Origin of the sequence: Exiguobacterium sp. RIT594 (assembly GCF_003339585.1) — a bacterium.
Classification (GTDB): Bacteria; Bacillota; Bacilli; order Exiguobacteriales; family Exiguobacteriaceae; genus Exiguobacterium_A.
In genome coordinates, this window is the sequence record NZ_QPKF01000008.1 from 1 (window position 1) to 21,305 (window position 21,305).

Genomic DNA, 21,305 nt, shown 5'->3' on the forward strand with positions numbered 1-21,305 from the left:
GTACTTGTTAAATAATTATTTTTAGTTGGATCTTATAATGTTCAATCACAATAAAATTGAAAAACCTTGATTGATCTATTATTTTGAACAAAAAAAAAACGCTATAAGCGTTTTTTTATGATTTCTTTTGTTCTACTTTTTTAATCTCTTCGATTTGTTTAAACATTGTCTCCAGCAAATTCGAATCGACTTTATTTGCTACAGTATTCTTTTTATTTGTAAATCTTGATGCTGCGTAAATAACAACTCCCATGTAGTACTGTTCTCCTCTCTTACGCTCCGTGCTGCCTGTCAAATGAAAGACAGGAACATACGAATCCTACGCTATAAGCGTATAGGATCGTTGTTATCGGCTTGAATAAGGCAGTAGCGGTAGATTTAGCGGCTGTCAGCATGAAATGCGCTACAGACGCTTCTATGAGCCATAAAACTCTTTGCTTGTAAAAGCTTATTCCATACCCTTCAACATAAGAGCAAGATTATTTATATCTGTACTATTCTTCTTTGGATCATTTTGAACTTCTTCAGATTTAGTAGGCTCAATTTGTTCGTCCTTATTACTAGAGCTAACTTTAGTACTTTCTTCAGTAGAAACAGTATTAATGAAATCAGATAGTACTTTTCGTTTGTTCTCAATCGCCTTTTCTAAGGGAATATCTTCACTGGAAACCTCTTGTTTTAAGGGATTGATAGCATTATCTTGCTTTTCTTCAATGATTTTAGATGTAGATTTAGGATGCTCCTGAGAACGATTTATTAAATTCGGTGACGGATAAATCGGAACTTGATTATTCATATAGTGTACTGCTGTTGGATCTGGTAAATCATATGAATCCTTAAGCGTTTGGAGAGCTATTGTAATAAGCTCTCCAATTGCCTGATTTCGGTTAATATTGCGCTTTTTCAAGTAATCGTTAAATGCTTCTGTATAAGTCGCATCGTTACTAGGTGTGTACGTCAAACCTTCTCCTGGTGATAGACCAGGCTTATGATTTTTTGATCTTGCCATATCGATTCACTCCCCTAGTTAATTCACAGCACCTGCTAGTTTTTGTTCAAAATAGTTAGCGATCAAGTAAGCACGACTCGTGATGAAAGGTGATTCCCAGATGATAGATGCATCCGGTAACTTGATATCTTCTTCATTTTTAAAGAATTCATATCCAAAGAGAACGCCACCACCAACTAAATAGAAGTGCTCTGCGTTGACACCTTTAACACTCCAGTAAGAATCTACTTCTTTCATTACATCTGAAGCGTACGCTTCCATTATTTCTAATGTCTGCTTAGTAAAGTCAATGTTTCGTTTGCGTCCCCACGATACAGTAAATTTAGGTGTTTTTCCTTCAACAGCTAGTTTTACACCTGGATAAATCACTTGCTTCATGAACTCTTCACGAGTACGGTATGGTTTACCATCCTGATTGTTTGCTTTCAACGCCTCAATAATCGGTTCAAATTCAGGTAGTTCAAGCACTTTTTCAAGTAACTGATCAACATATGTGTTAGTACCAAGATTAACGTTTCTTGATGCTACTTTATTGAGTTGACTGTTTTCATATAGGGCTTCATCTAACGTACCAGCTCCAAGATCCGCAACAATATAATTCGCTTCAGGTGAAGTCAGGAGATTTTGGTCTTTTGTAGCAACAAGCTCATTAGATTGAATATCGAATGATAGGGAAACACCACTAGTCGCCCCCTCAACCCGAAGCTTTCCACCTGTGATATTTAATACTACTGTCTTCCCTTTAGCAGGACCATCTAAAAACTGAATTTTATGCTTCCCCTTTAAGTCTTCTAAGGGTTTCTGGCCTACTTTTTTATGTTCCTCAATAGGAAGCCCACCAGAATAGTTGATTTCAACTTCGATTTCATTCTCAGGACTTGCAATATTATCCTTTAAGGCTGCAACAGCTAATGACGTTAAGGACACAATCTTATGAAGAGAGCTATTATGTTTGTCAGTATCGATTTGTGGTTGTTGCATGTCTGCTTTATCAATAGCATATTGACCAACATAGAAGTAACTCTTTCTTTGATGCTGTTCAAGCGAGTCTGTTTCAATATATACGTGTAACATTTCTTCTGGATTAATCTTATGGTTATTTGCTTCAGTATGTAACTCGATCACACTTGGAGGAGCTGGAGCAATTACTGAAGGAATCGGAAAAGATACAATATCACCCGATTTCGAATCAATATAGCTAGTCTTAGTGCTAGTGTTTCCAGTATCCAATCCTGTAATTAGTGAGTATGTCATATAAATGACCCCTTTCGAATTTGGTTTAAAAATAAACTATCAATAGTTTTTTTAAACTATTAAATAGCCTTCATTCGCTTACAAGTAAATTATAACACTAATTCAGTTTAATTTAAACTAAAAATAATTTTAATTTTAGTTTAAATTAAGTCTAAAATTAAATTAAAATTACATTAAAAAAAGAGTATTCTTGTTTCCGCAAGAATACTCTAACCAAATTCGAAAAAATTAAAGCGAAAAGAGCTTTAATTCCTCATGTATTCATTTTAACAAAATTAACTTAAAAACAATACCATTTCATGCATTTAACAAATTGCGGTTTCACGTGAAACGTAATTTACATTTGCTGTAGTATTATTGATCTTCATAGATCGTTTGGATAACTTAATCGTAGTCTGTTCCATTTGATCTAAAGTCCTTTCTTGAATAGCTGCAGGACAGTAACCAAATTTCTTTATACAAACATTTTCAACCATCCACATTTTTCTTGTCCAAAACTCATAAGTTTCTCCCTGAGAAGCAATTGACTCTTGGAACTCAAGTATTTTTTTTGCTGTTAAACTATTACTATTTTCCTTCAAAAAATCTTTTGCATTTTTTAAAAGGAGATATGAATCAGAACGGATTAGTCTCATTTCCTTTAAAATAGAGTAAATCATGCTTAAAGTCATTGTATTTAATAATTCATTAATTGTTAATTCTGCTAAATAATCTTCATCTCTCAAGATAATTCCTGTCTTAAACCCACTTATTTGAGGTCGAGAACCGTCCTCCCCTACTTCACCATAGGGACTATTCGGGCCAAGATTGACGTTACAAAATGAACATTTGTATATTTCACCTGAAAACAGTTCAACCTTCCCACCACAATAAATACAAGTCTTCATTTCCATGTCTCCCGTCTATTAATATAAAGCTTTCCGAGGCATTGCCTCGGAAAGTCTCCTTATATCATTTTTTCAGAAACTAAAAGCTTTCGATCTTTCGCAATCCGATACACTAACCAGGTTTCATCGTAAGTCCATTCTTCTAATTCGGACCTCATGGTAGCAACAACATTTTCAATAATTCCTTTAGCTGTTTTACAAGTTAAGTAAAAAAGACGTTCCGTTTTTGTTTTTGATTCTCCATATGAATCATAGAATTCACCGTATGTTTTTAGTTCAATCAAGGGACTTCCTAATTTAGTTAAATCGTTTAACACATGATGATCTTTTACGTTGTGCATCTTCATATATTCATCGACAGTTAATTTACTCATTGCTTCGTCATCTCCTTGTCTTTTGTAATAATAGGATGGTGAGGATTTTACTCCTCACCGTTCGTTATTAGAACAATCTTTCAGATTTTAAAGAAAGGAAGCCTGTCTCATTATTTACAATCAGATGGTCTAACAATTTAATGCCCATCAATTCCCCGACTTCAGCAAATCGTTTAGTTAACTGAATGTCTTCATGACTCGGTCTTAAATCGGCGCTCGGATGGTTATGACAGATTACAAATGAAGCACAGTTATTGAGAATAAGAGGTTTGAAAACCTCTCTAGGCGTCACAATCGAAGAACTGAGCGATCCCATATGCGCTCTGTTAACCATATTAATTTTATTCTTGGTACTTAAACCGATTACTAGTAGAACTTCGCGATCTTCATCACCGATATAAAACGAAGCTAAATTAGCGACGTCGTTAGGGCTACTAATCGGAGTAGCAATTCGTCCTTTTCGAACCTTAGTTTCTTGAACAATTCTAACTACTTCTACGACTGACTCTAGCATCATAAATGACATTCCTCTTTTCGTTTTTTATGTCTTCGAATTTGGTAGAACTCTTGGTGTTACAAGCTTTCCCTCCCTCACCTCCTATATCTATTATAACACCAAAAGTAAAATTTTACACTATTTTTAAACTAAAATTAGTTATTTATTTCATTTTCGTCGATAAAGAAAAACGTTCCATCTAACTTTGCTTCAGCAATCAGATTAAGCATATTTTCAATCTTGTCTAAAAAATCTTCTTCGTTTTCAGATATTTCTTGAGTACACCATAAATACTGTTTTAGTGATTCATAATCTGCTTTCAAACAATAATTGATAAATCCTAAGACTGTAATCTCTTGAACTTTTTTCATTGGTTTTCCTCTTTTCGTTTTTGATGTTTTCGAACTTGGTTTTTCCGCCTTTGTCTCCTCGGGGCGCTCAAAAGGCCTCACTAGGCTTATTTTTGCCGGTTTGGCACCGTATGCGGACACTCGCTGCCTACGACGTGTCAAGGGAGTTCTTGAGGAAACTTTTATTCTCCGATTCTCAGAGAATAATACAAAGTTTTCGTCCCTTGATGAGGAGTCCAGGTCTAGGGGCTGGAGGATCCCGAGAAGCAAAGCGGAGGCTCGGGTCCTCTATCTCCAGCCCTGGTCAGTGAAGTGTACGCTCCGAGGGGCAAATCGGAAAAATGCTCTCGTCCGGCGTTGGCCGGACTTCCTTCTTTAATGATAGTGTTAACGCTAGTGCTAGCATTAAAGTTTTTGACTTTGATCTACGCTCCGTGGCTGCCGTTAAACGATGGACAGGAACGTACGAGTCCTAGCGCCCTCGGCGCTTAGGAAACGTCGTTATCGACCGAAGCAGGCTGTCAGCGGTAGTTAGGTCCTGTCAGCATGTATATGCGCTACAGGACCTTCTATGAGCCCAAATATTTAAATATCTGTAGTCAATAAATGTTACTATTTAAAGTATGAACTTTTAGGAGGAAGACCAGTTGAAAAAGAAATTTCAAGTATTTATATCATCTACTTATACAGACTTGATTGAAGAACGACAACGAGCTGTAACAGCTGTTTTAGATTCAAACCATATACCTGCTGGAATGGAACTTTTCAAAGCAAATAATCAAGATCAGATGAAGGTAATTAGACAGTGGATTGATGAATCAGACGTGTTTCTGCTTATTCTAGGAGGACGTTACGGTTCTTTAGATCCGGCTTCTCAAAAAAGTTACACTCATTTGGAATATGAATATGCTTTAGAGAAAAAAATGCCGATTTTCACATTGATTCTAACTGACAAAATGATTAAAGATAAATTTAATCAATTCGATCGTCCAATGGATGATTTTCGTGAAGTTATTAATATAGAAAAACATGCTGCATTCGTAGAACAAACTAAAACAGGTAGTATTGTAAGATATTTAGACAGCATTTATCAAATTGACGGTGCTGTTATGGGGTCTTTGATAAATTTTGAGAAAGATTCCAATATTGATGGATGGGTTAGAAGTAATGAACCATCAGCTGATAATCTTTCATTGATGCGACAAATTGAAGAATTAAAAGGTACAATAGCTACTTTGAAATACGAGGCCAGAGTATTAATGGAGGAAAATCACATTCTTAACCGTTCGTCTAATCCTGAGAAAGAATCCATATTGAAAGAATCCAACATAAAATTTTCAAGTATGATGGATGTAGCTTCATTGACCATGGTTTCTGCTAGAGAACTAGCACCCTATACAGGATTAAGTGTTTCCTTTACTGATATGCTATCCGTCCTCAAAATTGCCCAGGTGCAGGAAGAAATTTTTTCAGGTATTACTAATCGTGAATCTCCAGATGATGTATTGAGATATTACATTTCACAAAATTTAATTGGATTTTTAAGTTCAAATCATTTAGTTAATTCAATTATGACAACACACTCTAATGGCTCAGTTTCATTAGTGTATCGAGTAACTGGACAAGGATTAAAATTTTTCATAGCTCTTAACCAAGAAAAAGACAAACTTTAAAAGTGTTTTTAGTTTTAAAGTTTGTCTTCTCTATTTTTAATTTGAGTTAATTTTTAAAAGTTTTTTCAATTTTTCAAAGAATATTTCATCAGAGTCATTCTCAATATCAATATTTTGTTGAAGCCATTCTTCATTACCATCTTTAGAATAATAATCTTTTCCCCATGTCTCTGAGTGAGGAAAAATTACACCATCACAAATTTCTAGTAAAGGCGTCCACTGAAACTTCTCCCAACAAAGTTGAGTTACAAACTGAAGAAAATCTTCTTCAGTTTGTATTTCAATTACTTCTTCATTCCCGATGATATATCTGACTTCTAATAGATTCATAGTGTGTTTTCCTTAGAACTGATTTACTAGCACTTACGCTAGTAAATCAGTTCTTCCTTTCTTCTCTTTTGTCCAAATATTAATAAGGAGTTCTTGAACATTATCAATTGATACTGATTCATATTGATGTGTTGTTACTCGCTCAAGCTCCCAATTAAAAATGTCATCAATGACATTCACTTTACTATTTGATTCAAGAATAAAATCTGTGACATGAAACAGATAATCATTACCTAAAAAATTCACTGAGATTTTTTTACCTTTTCTATCGACATGATAACCAGTTCCTCCATATTCATAGATGAGCTTTTGCGAAATTTCACTTCTTAGATGTTCAAACGACGAATACATATGATTCACTCCTTTTGTAAATTCGAGGACCATCTCCCCTGTTCGAAGTCTGTTGAGTGAACGTGATGATTTTTTGGCAAGGAAAAGTGCAAAAAAAAATACGCTTTAGCGTAACTGATTGGAATATTTATTAGGTTCAGTGAGACTCCGGGGATCAGAGGAGTCAAAAATCTAGCGTAGCTATCAGAATTTTTGACGACGCATGAGGTCGAGGAGTTTCCTGGTTCTTGTAAATCATGGAATGAAGGGTTTATTTTTCACCCTTGCCACAAAATCATAGTGAACTAACGTGACAAGAACAGGGGTCCTATGCTTTTGTTTTTGAAACATCATCCTGGAAAACGAATAGCCCAAAATAAAACGCACGCTCGATGCGTGCGAAAAATCAATTTAATAGTAATACGTAGTATTACTTCCTTTCGAAGAAAAAGAGAAATGTAGCAAAAGCTACTTTCTCCTTTCTTATTTCGACTTACCTAACTGTTGCTCCAGTACGGAGAATTGTGTTCAATTCACTTTTGATATTAAGTGCTAAATCCTTGTCGAAGATCTCAATTGCATCGATTGTTGCTAAAAGACTTACAAACGTTTCCCTTAGCTTTTCGTGTTGATTATTTTTCTGCTGCAGCTGAAAATTTTCACTATACCAAAGTGCCTCATTTTTAATTTCCTTTTGAGACAAAACTGGTTGAAGACGGTGATCGCTTTTAGTTTTTAAGTGATCATCGTTCTTTAAACCAAATGCATTTCTAAGGACACCTAATTGTACGGAAACGCTTATCCGACGTTCTCTACTATTATTTGTCTCTGTACATAATTTGTTTATGATATTCATCAAAGTTGTATTATTCATGTTCAGTCTCCTGTTCACTTAAAGTCACCATATATGGATCCTCTGGATCTTCAATCTCTATCATAGCGTCGCACTCTGATAAATGCTTTAGAACCGGATATAAGTCAGGATTAACCTTATTTAGATTGCATATTGTCGAGCTAGGCGATTCTAGAATATCAGTGAAATGTTCTAATTCGTTATGAGTATCATAGAAATGCATTATAGTTGGACCTGGACTGCTTACGTTACAGTTTGCTTCAGCTGCTAACTCTTCTTTAATGATTTCTTGAAGCCCTTGCAAAATCTGAAGTTTACTTGAGTTTGGATGAATATAAGTTTGAAGCTTGCTCACTTCGATATCTATATCTAGCCCTACAAAAACCTTAAAATTAATTGAATCGCTCATATAATAACCTCCTTAAAATTAGTATTAATGCTAGCGCTATTGCTAGCATTAATACTTTGATAAACGTTAAATACTTTCTAAAAACATCTCGAGATGTTCGGTAATTTCGTTTAGCGAAGAAGAGCAGTACACGTCTTTACTTAGCTTTTCTAAATCACGATAGTCTACTGTAACATTGGACCACTTCTCAATCAGCACATCTTCTTTTTTAATTTCTAAATTTACTGGATCCATCTGATCGTTAATACCATAGCTCTCTAAAGCATTGAAAAACATTTCTTTTTGATGTGGTAAAGTGAAATATTGCTTTCTTTGAATCGACTTACTATTTTTTTTAGTGTTCATTCCTACGGTAACAGTAGCATGCATCATTTTGTTTTCCTCCAATTAGATAAGTGATTTTAGTACGGGGTAAGTGTCATTAAACTAAATACAGATTTAAGGTCATTTAAAAGGTCTTCAGGATCTATCCCTTTTAACTTTTGATCTAATAAAGTGGACCAGTCTCCTTCTAAATAATTTACGATTAGTCTTCTTTCGAATGTCTCTTCTTCTTCGTCGTACTGATAATCCAATGTAGAAGCTGTCTCGTTTTTAATGTCAGAGTACATTAGCTTTATACTTCCACACTCCTTACTTCTGTCTACTTCTCGAACATGAATCTGAGATAAATTTTCGTAAGTGAACGTCATGTTGTAAATTTCTTCGATTTCATCTTGTAAATCTTTTGATAGCTTTTTAAGGTTCATGCTTTTCCTCTTTTCGTTTTTGATGTTTTCGAACTTGGTTTTTTTCGTCTTTGTCTCCTCGGGGCGTCAAAAGCCTCAATAAGGCTTATTTTTGCCGATTTGACACCGAATGCGGACACTCGCTGCCTACGACGTGTCAAGGGAGCTCTTGAGAAAACTTTTATTCTCCGATCTTCAGAGAATAATACAAAGTTTTTGTCCCTTGATGAGGAGTCCAGGTCTAGGGGTTGGAGGATCCCGAGAAGCGAAGCGGAGGCTCGGGTCCTACATCGCCAGCCCTGGTCAGTGAAGTGTACGCTCCGAGGGGCAAATCGGAAAAATGTTCTCGTCCGGCGTTGGCCGGACTTCCTCTTTTTAATGCTAGCGTTAACACTAGTGCTAGCATAACGCATTTGATCTTGATCTTACGCTCCGTGGCTGCCGTTAAACGATGGACAGGAACGTACGGATCCTAGCGCCCAGTGGCGCTTAGGAAACGTCGTTATCGGCCGGAGTAGGCATCAGCGGTAGTTAGGTCCTGTCAGCATGTATATGCGCTACAGGACCTTCTATGAGCCCTAATCTAAAGGAGGTTCTTTGTAAATTACCGGAAGACAAAAAGAAATATTAAATTCTGATAATTTTTCATCAATATCAATCGCAAACGACATTTTAATATTTAATTTAGCTGTTTCAAGTTCCCGTTCTGCATAAACATCTTTTAAGAGTTTTAATTTAGGTACAACAATTAAATCACAAACAATTACGATATCCTCTCTACTATTAGGATCAAAAATAATTTCATAATTATTTAGATCTGTTATATCTAAAGCAACGTGATCCATAAAATAATTTGATTCTACTCGCATTTTGAGATATCGAGTAAGGTCTTTAGCAATTAGCGGAAAGTAACTTTCGAAACCTTCAGGTTCATTGGATAGATGATCAAATATCAACATTAAATCACTTTGAACATCTTCCAAATACTCATTTCTTAATTTGTCTAGCAAATAATCTTTATTAATGTTACCGATAACTTCACCTAATTTTTTCATTAGCTCTCTAGATGTAGCAAATGATGATGTAACAACTGAACCATCACGCACTCCCTGTTCTAAAGTAAATTCATCAGAAGAAAGTAAATCATTCATACTTTTATAAGTTATTAAGGATACTGAATCTGGAATGTCTTTTAATAAATCGTCATGCAAAATTGAGTTATCATCATTATAAAAATCTTTAGTATTATTAGTTAAAAATATACAATCTGAATATTTATTATTAATAATATCGCTTATCACTGTTTTCCAAATTACCGCATCTTTAAATTCTTCTTTTTTAGCTGCAAAAGGTTTAATGTGATTCAATGCTCTATATAATAAATCATCAATTAATTCCTCTGGATTCATCGCTTTATGATCTATAAGTTCAACATAACCACTTTCAATCAAATCTTGGTAGCGTTGCTGGTAACTTGTTCTAATATCTTCTTCCTCAAAAGAAGGAATAACCATAGATTCAAGAAGACCACTACCAGTTAACATTTTGGATATCTCTTTTACATTTTTTGAAAACGATCCTTTTATCTCTGATACCTCTTTTAACAAATTATTTAGTGTTTCTGCATGCACTACTAATGGAATTTTCAGCTTACCACCAGTTGCATTAACCTTATTTAGAATAGCCCTTGATCTACTTGAAGATAGATATGGATCACTATACAAAAGGTTGCTGTCAATATAAATAATCATTTAATATAATCCTCCTAGATGTTATTTCAATTACCAAACATATTATAAACCTGAACATACATCATTCCATTATCCACCATAAACCAGGACCCGGGAATATACCTAATCTATACACTTCTCCTAGTACCCAAGAACGCGATACGGTTCCTAAGTGTTTTGGCAATTGACACATTAATTTCGAAGTGTATTCTTTTGTTTCTTCTAATGCACAAAATGCATTATATGTGTCTCCAGGTAATTGAATCTTCTTCTTTTGTTTAGAGATCTGCAGCATGAAGTCCTGGGTCCGATAGATAACAAATCCAGCGTATCTTCCTTTCATTACATTACCTTTTAAATCTCTTTTTTTACGAATGATGAATTTAGATTTTGAGACTTTCTTAAAAGCACGAGTCAAACTTTTGACTTGTGCTTTTTCATGATTCATTTCTTCTGCAAGTTGTGAGGCACTAATGGATAGACTACTCCCCTCCCCAACGGGCAACCTTTTTTCAAGGTGATCAATAGTACGTTCTACAAGCTCTTCTATTTTTTCATAAGCACGTTCTTCTTTTGATTTTTTGTGTTTATAGTAACCACGTAACTGCGGACGTACACCACAAATCATTTCAACTACATCTGGTCTTACAAAGTAATCTTTCTTATATGCGCTTTTTACGGCTTTCTCAAGTCTTTTGTTACCGATAGGATAGGTAGCTACTGCATTTCGCTCTTTCATCATCAAAAGTGTTTCCTGTAACTCATATCCATCTCTCTTAGCCATAACACTTAATTCAAACGCTGCCATGTTACGAGTTCCTTTTTCGTCCATATTCCAAAGAGCACGTCCAGCCTTACTAGTTAACCAAGATCCATTGACTGCTGCATTACCACGCTTAAGACCTAATTCTTTAAACCATTCAGTAGCTTCATCTTTAAACCAAACGTTTTCCTTTTCAAAGTACATAATTGTTTCTTCTCTTGGAAAGCGCGCCCATCCAAAAAGTGAATTGTTCAAGTCAATTTGTAATCCTTGTTCATACAAAGAAGAGCGTATTGCTTCTCCAATGGCTTTTGCATATTGAACAGCCGCAGTTGAACCATACCAAGCTTCATTATTTGCGAACACAACAAAAAACTGCACTCCCTTTGGAGTTTTTAAAATTAACGTCGGCTTACATGGGATTCCTGCTACTTCGAAAGCAAACAAGATTTGTTGTACCGACGTTTTTTGGTCGATATCAAAACCAAATGTTCTAACTCGTCTTAAGTTTTCATCTGCTATGTCAGATGGCTTTACAGCCTTATAATATGTATTTGGAGTGAAATGGGTTACTCCAGTGTGGCTATTGTTATGGTAGTGCAAAACACCCTGGATACTTCGTGCAATATCTTGACCTCCTAAAGAGAGGTCAAAAATACTTTCTTTACTGTAAGCAACCCGTATACTCCCTTGAGTTTTCAACTCAAAGTCGCACTTCTGTTTGATAGATCTCGGTACGTTATTGGCATAGTTATCGTACAATCCAATTCCACGACCGAAAATAGTTTCTAGAACTTCTTGTTCTAAATACGAATGCTGTCTTACAGGACTTTTAGAAAGACTCGAGTTCATCAGACTTCTCCTCCAACTAGTAAGAAGAGCACACAAAAAGGGTATGCTGCTCCCGTTGATTTTTAGTAAAAGCAACAGAGAACATGCACACCCGTATATTGGAGGTCACGCTTTTTATACTTATAACCTTGTCAGACATGTTTAAGCATGCTAATATGAGGTCATAAGTATGTTAATTAGAACAGCAAATTCATCTCCCGTCCGGCCAAAGACAATTGAGTGGGTATGCATGTTCTCTGAGGACTTGAATCTTTGATTCAGGTCCTTTTCCTTTATTCAATTTTAGCTTTTATATATCAGAAAACGTTTCTTTTGTAATTTCCTTTGTAAAAAATATTCCATAATTATTCGCATTACATTAACAATACTCGGAAATGCTATACAGAACAAGATTATTTTTTATCAGTGTTATCAGTATTGTATTCCACTTCTGATTCGTGTCCTGGATAAATCAACTCTTCTTTTCCTGTCGGATACATAGTTTGACCTCCCTCTAATTCGTATACTTCCATAACTTCATTAAGAATTTCTTTCGATTCATTCCATCCTACAAGATCAACAGAGCGTTCAATTGCTTTATGCATTAGTAATTTCACCTCTCTAATTTTACTCATAGTGTCTTCTTCAGTGTATTTAACATACTGTCTGAATACATCGCATAAAATTTTAATCCGATCCTTGGATTCATCATTCCCAAACAGTCGAACAGATTGTTCTCCAATATATTCATCAGTATCTATGTCTAAAACAAGCTGTAATTGATGCTTCTCATCTGACCAATGGTTGTATAACTCATACTCTCTTAAACTCTCTAAGGGCTTGTAAAGACCTTCATCTATAAATCGAATGATCTCGTCTTTTCTTCGAACAAAGGTTCCATTAGAGTTTAACGTTGTAGTTTGTTTTTTTATAGCTACATCCAATAACTCTAAAATATCTTTTGGTACGTAATACATGCGCTTTTTTAATTCTTTTTGCCTTTTAGGTTCTAAGACTGTAAGAAGATATTCGATGATTGTAGATCTGTTAGCATTTAAACCCATCTGTTTTAAACTATCACAAAGATCATCAATTTCTTTACTCTGAAATTCAGTTAAAGTTAGTAACTTAATTTCTTTTTCTACATCGTTTTTGTCATTCATTTTATTGTCACGAATGTATTTAATTAATTGAGCTTTATCCAATCCTTTATCAAGAACTTCTCGAAGTTGCTTGCTACCTTGTCGCCCAAACTTCTTCGCCTGGAAATCTTTATTAACAGATTTTGATACATAAAAATTATAACGCTTCATACAATCACCTCTCTTACTATGATTAATTATATCACAAATACCTACAAAATAAACAACAAAAAATAAAATCCTTTACTATTAGCAATAGCATTAGTGCTAGCATATAATTCTAAAAAAAGAGGCTTTTAGCCTCTTTTTTTAGTCGAATGTTTTAATTAGATACAGAATATTTGCAGCTGCAGTATGCAAAGCAAATTCACAGTGTCGTATATAGGTTTCAGTAACTACCGATCCTTGCCCATGACCTGTGTGGCTATTTCTTAGGTTTGCTAACGTTTGTAACGTATCTCTTAAGTTTCTCAATGCATTTGAATGGAAACTTTCAACTTGCGAGTGATTAGCAATTGTAGCAATAAGCACATGAGCTGTCGCCTTATTTAAAGAAGGCACTGGCTGACGAGGATTCGGATTAATTAGCTCCCAGTTATTTTTTTCTATAATTATCTTCATCGTACTTTCAAAGGCTTTACTAGCATTATGAATAGCACCCTTAAAATTATTATTTCTAAATTCGGAAAAGGCTTGTAACATCTCTTCATTTGCACCAGAGTAACCTGAATCGGATAAGAAGTTCAAAGAAGGTCTGATGATTTCTTTATGAACAACTTCGTTGCCTTTGTGAATAATTTGGTTTTTGACTAATTCGTATCCTATACCGTTTTTTCTGAACACATTATTAATAGCTTGATCTATCTTTTCAGATGAAGACTTTAAATAAAGATCAGCAACACAATAAGATAATATTTCAATTAAATCTAGAATCAATAAGTAATCTTTTTCATCAGCAAAAATAAGAAGCAAGAAAAAATCTTTTTCAACTCTACTTAGTAAGGCATTTATTTTGCTAAGATTATTATCACCATTAAGATAATTTACATTTGAATAAACTCCTGAAGGTAGAAGTTCTACATAATCTAAAACTCCACGTCTCAATAGTATATCTTTCATTGCATTATTAAAAATTGCATCACGATATACATACGGTTCATTTTTTGAGGGTAATTCATCGATTAAATTATTAAAGTGTTGAAAAATTTGAATTCTAGCTTTTTCTGGTATCACTTCATATCTTAATACATCAAAACTTGTAGGAAACATTCTTTCCGAATAAAGTTCTCTACCTGTGCTACCGTTATTACTCATAAGTAGCCCTCTTTCTTAAACAACTCTCTTAAAGCAAGGTTTACTGTAGCAGACTTTACTCCCCGTTGCCCTCTTTGTTGAAGACTATTCAAAACTTTTGATAGATCTTCTTCGATATAAAATCCTGTATATACTGTATTACTTCTTTTAGCATTCAAGATTTCTTTAAGAGTACTATTATTCACATTTTCACTATTGTTATTGCTAGTGTTATCAAATGGATCTTTAGCAACTTCATCAAAACCCTTTAGCTTTCTTTCTTTATTACTCATTTCATAGTCTCCTTATCCAAGCTTCAATTCTTTTAATAATTCACTGTATATTTTTGCGCCTTTAGAAGTAGGAGCTGCTAGAGACAATGGTCTTTGATCAAAACCAACACTAGAAGCAAACTCAATTGTTGTCGGTATAAACGTTTTAGTAACCTTTATTTTTGAGTTCATTGCATAGTCTTGTAGTAGCTCCATAATCCCTCTATGTAAAAGCGTTCTTTGATTTACTAGTGTAGGGACAATCGCTCGCACACGTAACTCAGGATTCATTTGACTCTTAAAATCATTCACTATCTTCAAGGTTTTCTGTAATGATCGCATAGCATATTTTTCGGGTTGGAATGGAATAATCATATCCTGGCACGCTACTAGAATGTTTCCTTGTATTAAACCGAAACTTGTTGGTGTATCGATTAATACATAATCATAATCCATCTTAATTTTTTCAATCACTTCTTTGAGTAATGAAAATCGCTTTTGTGTAGGAAATTGTCTTGCATCTAACAATACATCGAATTCAAATGAGAGCATATCATCATTTGTAACTAGAAGATCGATATTCTTATCAACACTGACTAACGCCTTTTTAGGATCGGCACCTTTAATGAGTGCATCATATAAAGAAAACTCCACATCTTCTTCTAACAGATCCGGGTTTTGACCAAACGTCACGGCCACATCTGATTGTATGTCCATATCCACGATTAAGACTTTTTTATCTATTAAAGAGAGTTGACCAGCAAGGTTTGTCGTCATGGAGGTTTTCAATACCCCACCCTTATTACTTATGACTGCAATTACTTCTCCAGGCATCATTACACCTCATACTTCCTCAGCTTTTTTTTGGCGGTACTTATAGAACGTAGGTGGTTTGAGTGGCAAGACATTACAAATGTCCTTTACAGTCATTCCAGCCTCAAACATCATGTTAGCCTTATCAATGACTGATTGATCAATCGGTTTTCTACCACCGACTCTCCCTCTACTTCTTGCTGCAGCTAATCCTGCTTTAGTTCGCTCAATTGTTAATTCCCTCTCCATTTCTGCAAGACCTGCCATAATCGTGAAATACAGCTTACCAGCTGGTGTATTTGTATCAACGCCTAAAGTAAGTATTTTCAGTCCTATACCGTTCTCCTCTAACCATTCTGATAACTCGAGTAATTTTTTAGTTTGACGACCTAAACGATCTAATTTCCAGACAACCAAGGTATCTCCAGGACGTAAATAATTTAAACAAGCTTCAAACTCGGGACGTTCTTTTACTGAACTCTTCTTTTCTTCAAAAATCTTTTCACAGCCGGCCGCCTTAACTGCATCAAGCTGCAACTCTAAATTTTGTTCAATGGTCGATACTCTGACATATCCAATGCTCGCCATCTAGACACCTCCTGTTTTTTTGTTTGCTCGAGCAAACAACGATCTCGTAGCGAGGTTTTTTTATATAAAACGTTAAATCAACTTAATAAATAGATGTTGATTAATATACGAGAAAATATAAGACTTTCCTGCTTATTATACTAAATTTATCGGTATGTTGCTTTTTTATATTAAACGACCGTTTTATATAATGTTTTTTTGATTTTCAGTTCTAGAGAAAATCAGTATTTAACTTTTTTAAATTGATTTTGAAAAATTGAAAGGGAGAGATTGCTTTTTTAGCGTTCTCTCCCCTAGAGGTGAAGTGTTAGTTCATCTTTTTGTCATATAGGTAACAGTTTCAATAACTGTAGGTTTTTTTCTTAATTATTAATTTAATCATTTTTGCTCTGTTCGAAAGTAATCAATACTTCTTTTGAGTCACAAAAATAGAAACCACCAGTATAGAAATAAGTGTAAACAACGTCATGAACCAAATTTTGTTAGAAAACTCATTAGTAGTCGAGAGAATTAAAGATAAGCCGATCGGTCCTCCGATTTGATGCATGGTATTTGTAACCCCACTCGCAATACCAGCCAGTTCAGTTGGCGCTTCATGAACGCCTGCTGAGGTGACCGGTGCTAAAATCAGTCCTTGCCCCAATCCCAGTATCAGCATAGGAATGAGAATAGTACGCCAATAACCATTGGCTGGATTAGAGAACGCAAGTAAAATCAACCCAGTTACTAATATCACCTCACCGATAAGCAAAACTTTCCCATTCCCGAATTTTGAGATTAATCGTGGTAATTGCATGGCTATGATAAAATTGACGATTGTCAGAGGTAAAAATGCCAAACCCGACTGTAAGGCCGAAAAGCCATATTGATTCTGCATCATTTGCGGCAAAAAGAACCAGAATGGCAACATTGCCATCATAAATAGAAGCCGTGTGACATAGGCACCAGATCGTATCTTATTTTTAAAGAGAGATAATGGCAAAATGGGATATGGAGTGCCTCTTTCCCATAAGATGAATAAGCCTAAGATAAACATACCGCCAATGACGAATACACCTTTGCTTTCTGCCAATCCATATATGATACCAATTAGCCCTGTGATTGATAATAAACTACCTAAATAATCAATGCGTTCTTTTTGTCGTTCTGAATTTTCTACGTACCTTACAGTTAAGAAAAACAGAAGAAGCGTGAACGGTACATTGATCAGGAAACCGGCCCGCCAAGAAATCAAACTAGTCAATCCACCGCCAACCAATAAACCGACACTCGAACCAATTCCTGCTGTTGCGCCATAATAAGAAATAGCACGCTGTCTCATCTTGTTCTGATACGCATCTATGATCAAGGCAAGGGTTGTAGGTGCAATAATCGAGCTACCAATCCCTTGAATCGCACGCATCGCAATCACCATCTCAGGTGTTCTTGATAGACCTATGATTAGTGAACTGAATCCAAAGATGAACAGCCCAAACAAAAAAACACGTTTTCTTCCAAACAAATCAGAAAGCCGTCCACTTAGAAGTAAGAAGCCTCCGAATGTGAGCGTATATGCACTCGATACCCAGGAGAGCGCTGCGGCAGACAAGCCCAGGCTTTCTCCCATCTCAACTGAACTAGTAAAGATAATCGAGTTATCCATTAATATTAAAAAGTAAGATAGTAATGTAATTGGTAAGATGGCCCCAAATTTTTCTGTATTCAACTTTTCTAACTTCTTTCTATCTCTTTAATTGTTTGATTTTCTCTAGCCAAACATCGATTTCCTTTGATACCTTTGCTTTATTTTCACCTTTAATTGCAAGTATGATCCCGTTGGTTTCTTCTCCCCCTTTTACAGTATATCCGTCTAGAACTTTCGCTCCTTGAGTACCGGCATTTATCTGTCTAAAGGTTGAGCCAGGACCGTAACCGCCATTTGTGTTAAATGGAATCACTGTTTTCCCCTTGAAATTATAACCATTTAAAAATGAAACTACTGATTGAGGTAAAGCCATGTTCCATGTGGGCGTTCCGATAAAAATACGATCATAGTTCTCAAAGTTAGGAATGGTTGTTTTTAATTCTGGTAGGGTGTCAACCTCTTGTTCTTGTGCATTCTGTTCTACTTCCATTCTGTAATCCGTGGGTCTTTCCTCCTTTGTTTCAATCTGTACGAGATCCCCCCCACTTTTTCTTTGATAAGTTCAGCAACTGCCTTAGTATTCCCCGTCCTTGAATAATAGACAATCAATGTTTTGGAATTTTTTATAGTTGTTCCTTCCTTTTCCTTCTCATTTATTGTTTTTGATAGAAGAATGACCCCAAAGATAATGACGCATACAACTGTTATTAGCAAGAAAATGTATTGTTTCTTAATTATCTAAATCGCCACCTTTGTACCGTATTTCCACCTCTATAAAAAGGCTGTGACATAGTACAATAATGGACTATGTCACAGTTTTTTCTATTCATCTTACTGATTGTTTTACATCCATCAATAAAAATCAGGTTTCGGTTTATTTTCTGATCCAGGTTCCCATAATCCGATACTTGCTCGGACATCGTTTCGTTCACCTATAATATTATCGATAATAAATTGAGCAATCGCCTGTCTTGTAATTTGAGCGCCTAAAAATGGTTCGCCTTTTGGACTTGCGACATAATCCTTTCGTTTGCCGTTATATAACCAAGTCATCCGCATATACGTGTAATCTAAATCACTTGCTTCAAGTGCTTCTACTCCACGGTTATGAGCAACCGATCCGCCCATCATTCGACTATTCCATGTGGCAAAAGGTTCCGCAACTTCGCCGTACACGCTTAATACACCGGCTTGAATAATACGCTTAACGCCAGTTTGATGCATGGCTTCAATGACTGCTCTTGTTATTTTTTTATTATCAAAATTCATATAGATAATTTCTTGGTTTTTCATGGCATTCACCAACTCTGATACATTCCCTGCATCACCAGAAATCTTTGTCACGGCCGGATAGGATAGACTAGTTGCCCGCCGACCAAACAATGTTACGTTTAGATCAGCTTGTTCTAGCAATAGTGGTATCAACACTTCTGGAATTTGTCCACCTGCACCAATGATTAGGATATTTTTTATCATTTTTCCGTTTCCACCATACGATTCATAAACCATTCAACTTGTTGTGGCGCATCATGATCAAAGAAAGCTGATTCTTTCATATCTAAGGCAGCTATTTTTTCAATATCTTCTTTTGAAAGTTCAAAATCAAAGATGTCAATGTTTTCAGCCATTCGTTCCGGACGGACAGATTTAGCCAGTGCGACAATTCCTCGTTGCATTAACCAGCGAAGCACAACTTGTCCAATAGTTTTGCCATACTGTTCTCCGATTTCTGCTAATACAGGATTTGTGAATAGATCGTGAAGTCCTTCTGCAAAAGGAGCCCAAGCCTCTACTTGTACATCAAATTTTTCATGCCATTCTTGATCTTCCATTCTTTGATTCCAAGGGTTCACTTCAATTTGATTGATTTGAGGCTTCACTTCATTCAGCCCAATGAATTCAATCATCTTAGCTGCTTTGAAATTTGAAACACCAATCGCACGCAATTTACCCGCTTTTTGTGCTGCAACCATTGCTCTCCATGCTCCATAAACATCACCGTACGGTTGGTGAATAAGATAAAGATCAAGGTAGTCTAACCCCATAGTATGAATAGAGTGTTCGATCGTTTCAGTTGCTTTAGATTCCGGTGCTTGTAAAATAAATAACTTAGAGGTGATGAAAAGTTCTTCGCGTGTAACAAGCCCTTCGTCAATTGCTCGTTTAATTCCCTCGCCCGTCTCTTTTTCATTTCCATAAATAGAAGCCGTATCGATTAAACGATATCCTACTTTGATTGCTTGATAAACTGCTTCAGCTGTTTCATTCAATGGAATTTGATAAACGCCAAACCCTAATTGTGGTATTTCCACGCCATTATTTAATTTGATTGTTTGCATGTTGATGTCCTCCTCTAATTTCGATTACATTATTTATCCTAAACCTTCGAGTTAAGTCCATAGCAAGGGAAACGTTTTATTTTTTCCACTCCCACAATTTTTCGGCTTGATCTGCTGACATTTCACCCGTCTTGAATTTTGCAATATGCTCGTCATACGTTTCAATTTTATAAACGAGTAACTCCCTCACTTCTTGCATTACAGATAACTTTTTATCCAGCTCCTCCAACTGATCAAATAAAATCTGCTTCTGAGCTTCTTCTACATTTTGCGTTTTCCTTAATTCGGCCAACTGGGCAAACTCAATTAAGGATTCAACTGTTAATCCGGCACTACGCAAATTCTTAGCTAAATAAATCCAATTTAGATCGTTTGTCTTATAGTCACGATATCCACTAGCATTTCGGTGAACAGGTGGGATAACACCTACTCGTTCATAATAACGAAGTGTATCCACACTTAAATCAAACATTTTAGCTGCCTTTTGGATATTCATCGATTATCCCTCCTTACCTTTCATAAACCATAATAAACCTTTGACCTAACTCCAACGCAAGACCATAGTTGTAATTAAAAACGGCATTCTTATAAGGTCGATTTCTTTATTCATATGCCCATTCAAAGAATGTTTTATATCTTTCGAAGAATAGAAAGTTTTATGATCTTTTATCTTTTTAAACATCAAACCACCGTTTTATATAAAAAGGTTTTGATTACTATTATGTAGTATAATTTAATTTAGAAAAATATTTCGAAAACACGGAGGTCACTTATATGTCTGCTAAAACTAGTTTTATTAAAAATTTAACTTTTGCTAAAACTGCCATTACAACTGTTAATGAAAATGAGAATGCTGAGTACTTAACGTATTTCACTTCAAATTCAATCGTAGTAGGAAAAATTGGCGATTTACATCCTTTAAAGATTGATGATATGAATAAAATAGCAGAAGCAATAGCTGGCCATCCACATGCTCTTACAATAATGAATGTAGCTACAGGTTTGTTTGATTTTGAAAATAGCGATACAGAAGTTGATGAAGAACAAGTTATTTATTTACAAGACGCTCAAATCTTGACTGCACAAAATCGTATTATTAATGTCAATGAATTTGTTATTTTCTCTGATCAAATTGTAGGTATAATTCCAGAAAAAGTTGATTTGATGCAAATCAAAGCAAATGAAGTCTTACCTATCAACCGATAATATATAACATA

At 35.3% G+C, this 21,305-nt stretch carries 27 protein-coding genes; 2 read left to right on the forward strand and 25 right to left on the reverse strand.

Annotated features, from left to right (window positions below):
* Window positions 1-115: 115 nt before the first annotated feature.
* From DVG79_RS16110 to DVG79_RS14860, 7 genes are all read right to left on the reverse strand, one after another.
* A complete protein-coding gene (locus DVG79_RS16110) occupies window positions 116-253 on the reverse strand; it encodes a hypothetical protein (RefSeq protein WP_158537542.1) in 138 nt (45 codons plus the stop codon).
* A 195-nt stretch (window positions 254-448) separates the two neighbouring features.
* Window positions 449-1,009: a hypothetical protein gene (locus DVG79_RS14835; RefSeq protein WP_114597374.1), complete on the reverse strand. Its 561-nt coding sequence runs from the start codon at window positions 1,007-1,009 to the stop codon at window positions 449-451.
* An 18-nt stretch (window positions 1,010-1,027) separates the two neighbouring features.
* Entirely contained in the window at window positions 1,028-2,263 is a 1,236-nt protein-coding gene (locus tag DVG79_RS14840) for a ParM/StbA family protein (protein ID WP_114597375.1), read from the reverse strand.
* A gap of 305 nt (window positions 2,264-2,568) precedes the next feature.
* A complete protein-coding gene (locus tag DVG79_RS14845; protein WP_114597376.1) occupies window positions 2,569-3,150 on the reverse strand; it encodes a hypothetical protein in 582 nt (193 codons plus the stop codon).
* A 59-nt stretch (window positions 3,151-3,209) separates the two neighbouring features.
* Complete coding sequence (locus DVG79_RS14850; protein ID WP_114597377.1) at window positions 3,210-3,524, reverse strand: hypothetical protein; 315 nt, start codon at window positions 3,522-3,524, stop codon at window positions 3,210-3,212.
* Between the two features lie 67 nt (window positions 3,525-3,591).
* Window positions 3,592-4,041, reverse strand: a complete 450-nt coding sequence (locus DVG79_RS14855) for a JAB domain-containing protein (RefSeq protein ID WP_233494619.1) — start codon at window positions 4,039-4,041, stop codon at window positions 3,592-3,594.
* A 134-nt stretch (window positions 4,042-4,175) separates the two neighbouring features.
* On the reverse strand, window positions 4,176-4,391 hold the full coding sequence (locus tag DVG79_RS14860; protein ID WP_114597378.1) for a hypothetical protein: 216 nt from the start codon (window positions 4,389-4,391) through the stop codon (window positions 4,176-4,178).
* 626 nt (window positions 4,392-5,017) lie between these two features.
* Here DVG79_RS14860 and DVG79_RS14865 point away from each other — a divergent pair.
* Window positions 5,018-6,043: a DUF4062 domain-containing protein gene (locus DVG79_RS14865; protein ID WP_114597379.1), complete on the forward strand. Its 1,026-nt coding sequence runs from the start codon at window positions 5,018-5,020 to the stop codon at window positions 6,041-6,043.
* 36 nt (window positions 6,044-6,079) lie between these two features.
* Here DVG79_RS14865 and DVG79_RS14870 read toward each other — a convergent pair whose 3' ends face one another.
* The 18 genes from DVG79_RS14870 to DVG79_RS14955 form a co-directional block, all read right to left on the reverse strand.
* Window positions 6,080-6,373 carry a hypothetical protein gene (locus DVG79_RS14870; protein WP_114597380.1) on the reverse strand — a complete coding sequence of 98 codons (294 nt, stop codon included), beginning with the start codon at window positions 6,371-6,373 and terminating at the stop codon, window positions 6,080-6,082.
* Window positions 6,374-6,406: 33 nt separating this feature from the next.
* On the reverse strand, window positions 6,407-6,724 hold the full coding sequence (locus tag DVG79_RS14875) for a hypothetical protein (protein ID WP_114597381.1): 318 nt from the start codon (window positions 6,722-6,724) through the stop codon (window positions 6,407-6,409).
* A 472-nt stretch (window positions 6,725-7,196) separates the two neighbouring features.
* On the reverse strand, window positions 7,197-7,577 hold the full coding sequence (locus tag DVG79_RS14880) for a hypothetical protein (RefSeq protein WP_114597382.1): 381 nt from the start codon (window positions 7,575-7,577) through the stop codon (window positions 7,197-7,199).
* Window positions 7,570-7,965, reverse strand: coding sequence for a hypothetical protein (locus DVG79_RS14885; protein WP_114597383.1), 396 nt, complete (start codon window positions 7,963-7,965; stop codon window positions 7,570-7,572). The genes DVG79_RS14880 and DVG79_RS14885 overlap by 8 nt, the downstream gene beginning before the upstream one ends.
* 66 nt (window positions 7,966-8,031) lie before the next feature.
* Window positions 8,032-8,337 carry a hypothetical protein gene (locus DVG79_RS14890; protein ID WP_114597384.1) on the reverse strand — a complete coding sequence of 102 codons (306 nt, stop codon included), beginning with the start codon at window positions 8,335-8,337 and terminating at the stop codon, window positions 8,032-8,034.
* A 29-nt stretch (window positions 8,338-8,366) separates the two neighbouring features.
* The gene (locus DVG79_RS14895) at window positions 8,367-8,714 is read right to left on the reverse strand and encodes a hypothetical protein (RefSeq protein WP_114597385.1); all 348 of its coding nucleotides are present in this window, start codon (window positions 8,712-8,714) and stop codon (window positions 8,367-8,369) included.
* A gap of 557 nt (window positions 8,715-9,271) precedes the next feature.
* Window positions 9,272-10,444, reverse strand: a complete 1,173-nt coding sequence (locus DVG79_RS14900) for a PIN domain-containing protein (protein WP_114597386.1) — start codon at window positions 10,442-10,444, stop codon at window positions 9,272-9,274.
* Window positions 10,445-10,505: 61 nt separating this feature from the next.
* Window positions 10,506-12,038 (reverse strand): primase C-terminal domain-containing protein, encoded by a 1,533-nt coding sequence (locus DVG79_RS14905; RefSeq protein WP_114597387.1) that lies wholly within the window; start codon window positions 12,036-12,038, stop codon window positions 10,506-10,508.
* A 392-nt stretch (window positions 12,039-12,430) separates the two neighbouring features.
* On the reverse strand, window positions 12,431-13,330 hold the full coding sequence (locus DVG79_RS14910; protein ID WP_114597388.1) for a hypothetical protein: 900 nt from the start codon (window positions 13,328-13,330) through the stop codon (window positions 12,431-12,433).
* A gap of 138 nt (window positions 13,331-13,468) precedes the next feature.
* The gene (locus DVG79_RS14915; protein WP_114597389.1) at window positions 13,469-14,473 is read right to left on the reverse strand and encodes an AbiJ-NTD4 domain-containing protein; all 1,005 of its coding nucleotides are present in this window, start codon (window positions 14,471-14,473) and stop codon (window positions 13,469-13,471) included.
* Window positions 14,470-14,745 (reverse strand): hypothetical protein, encoded by a 276-nt coding sequence (locus tag DVG79_RS14920; RefSeq protein ID WP_114597390.1) that lies wholly within the window; start codon window positions 14,743-14,745, stop codon window positions 14,470-14,472. The genes DVG79_RS14915 and DVG79_RS14920 overlap by 4 nt, the downstream gene beginning before the upstream one ends.
* A gap of 12 nt (window positions 14,746-14,757) precedes the next feature.
* A complete protein-coding gene (locus DVG79_RS14925; protein ID WP_026826935.1) occupies window positions 14,758-15,558 on the reverse strand; it encodes a ParA family protein in 801 nt (266 codons plus the stop codon).
* A 9-nt stretch (window positions 15,559-15,567) separates the two neighbouring features.
* On the reverse strand, window positions 15,568-16,125 hold the full coding sequence (locus DVG79_RS14930; RefSeq protein ID WP_114597391.1) for a recombinase family protein: 558 nt from the start codon (window positions 16,123-16,125) through the stop codon (window positions 15,568-15,570).
* A 403-nt stretch (window positions 16,126-16,528) separates the two neighbouring features.
* A complete protein-coding gene (locus DVG79_RS14935; protein WP_114597392.1) occupies window positions 16,529-17,830 on the reverse strand; it encodes an MFS transporter in 1,302 nt (433 codons plus the stop codon).
* A gap of 16 nt (window positions 17,831-17,846) precedes the next feature.
* Window positions 17,847-18,239: a flavodoxin family protein gene (locus tag DVG79_RS14940; protein ID WP_199505871.1), complete on the reverse strand. Its 393-nt coding sequence runs from the start codon at window positions 18,237-18,239 to the stop codon at window positions 17,847-17,849.
* 362 nt (window positions 18,240-18,601) lie between these two features.
* Window positions 18,602-19,225, reverse strand: coding sequence for an NAD(P)H-binding protein (locus DVG79_RS14945; protein WP_114597393.1), 624 nt, complete (start codon window positions 19,223-19,225; stop codon window positions 18,602-18,604).
* Complete coding sequence (locus DVG79_RS14950) at window positions 19,222-20,088, reverse strand: aldo/keto reductase (RefSeq protein ID WP_114597394.1); 867 nt, start codon at window positions 20,086-20,088, stop codon at window positions 19,222-19,224. The genes DVG79_RS14945 and DVG79_RS14950 overlap by 4 nt, the downstream gene beginning before the upstream one ends.
* Window positions 20,089-20,164: 76 nt before the next feature.
* Window positions 20,165-20,584: a MerR family transcriptional regulator gene (locus DVG79_RS14955; protein ID WP_114597395.1), complete on the reverse strand. Its 420-nt coding sequence runs from the start codon at window positions 20,582-20,584 to the stop codon at window positions 20,165-20,167.
* Between the two features lie 278 nt (window positions 20,585-20,862).
* On the opposite strand from DVG79_RS14955, the gene DVG79_RS14960 reads away from it, so the two are divergent.
* A complete protein-coding gene (locus DVG79_RS14960) occupies window positions 20,863-21,294 on the forward strand; it encodes a hypothetical protein (protein ID WP_114597396.1) in 432 nt (143 codons plus the stop codon).
* Window positions 21,295-21,305 lie beyond the last annotated feature (11 nt).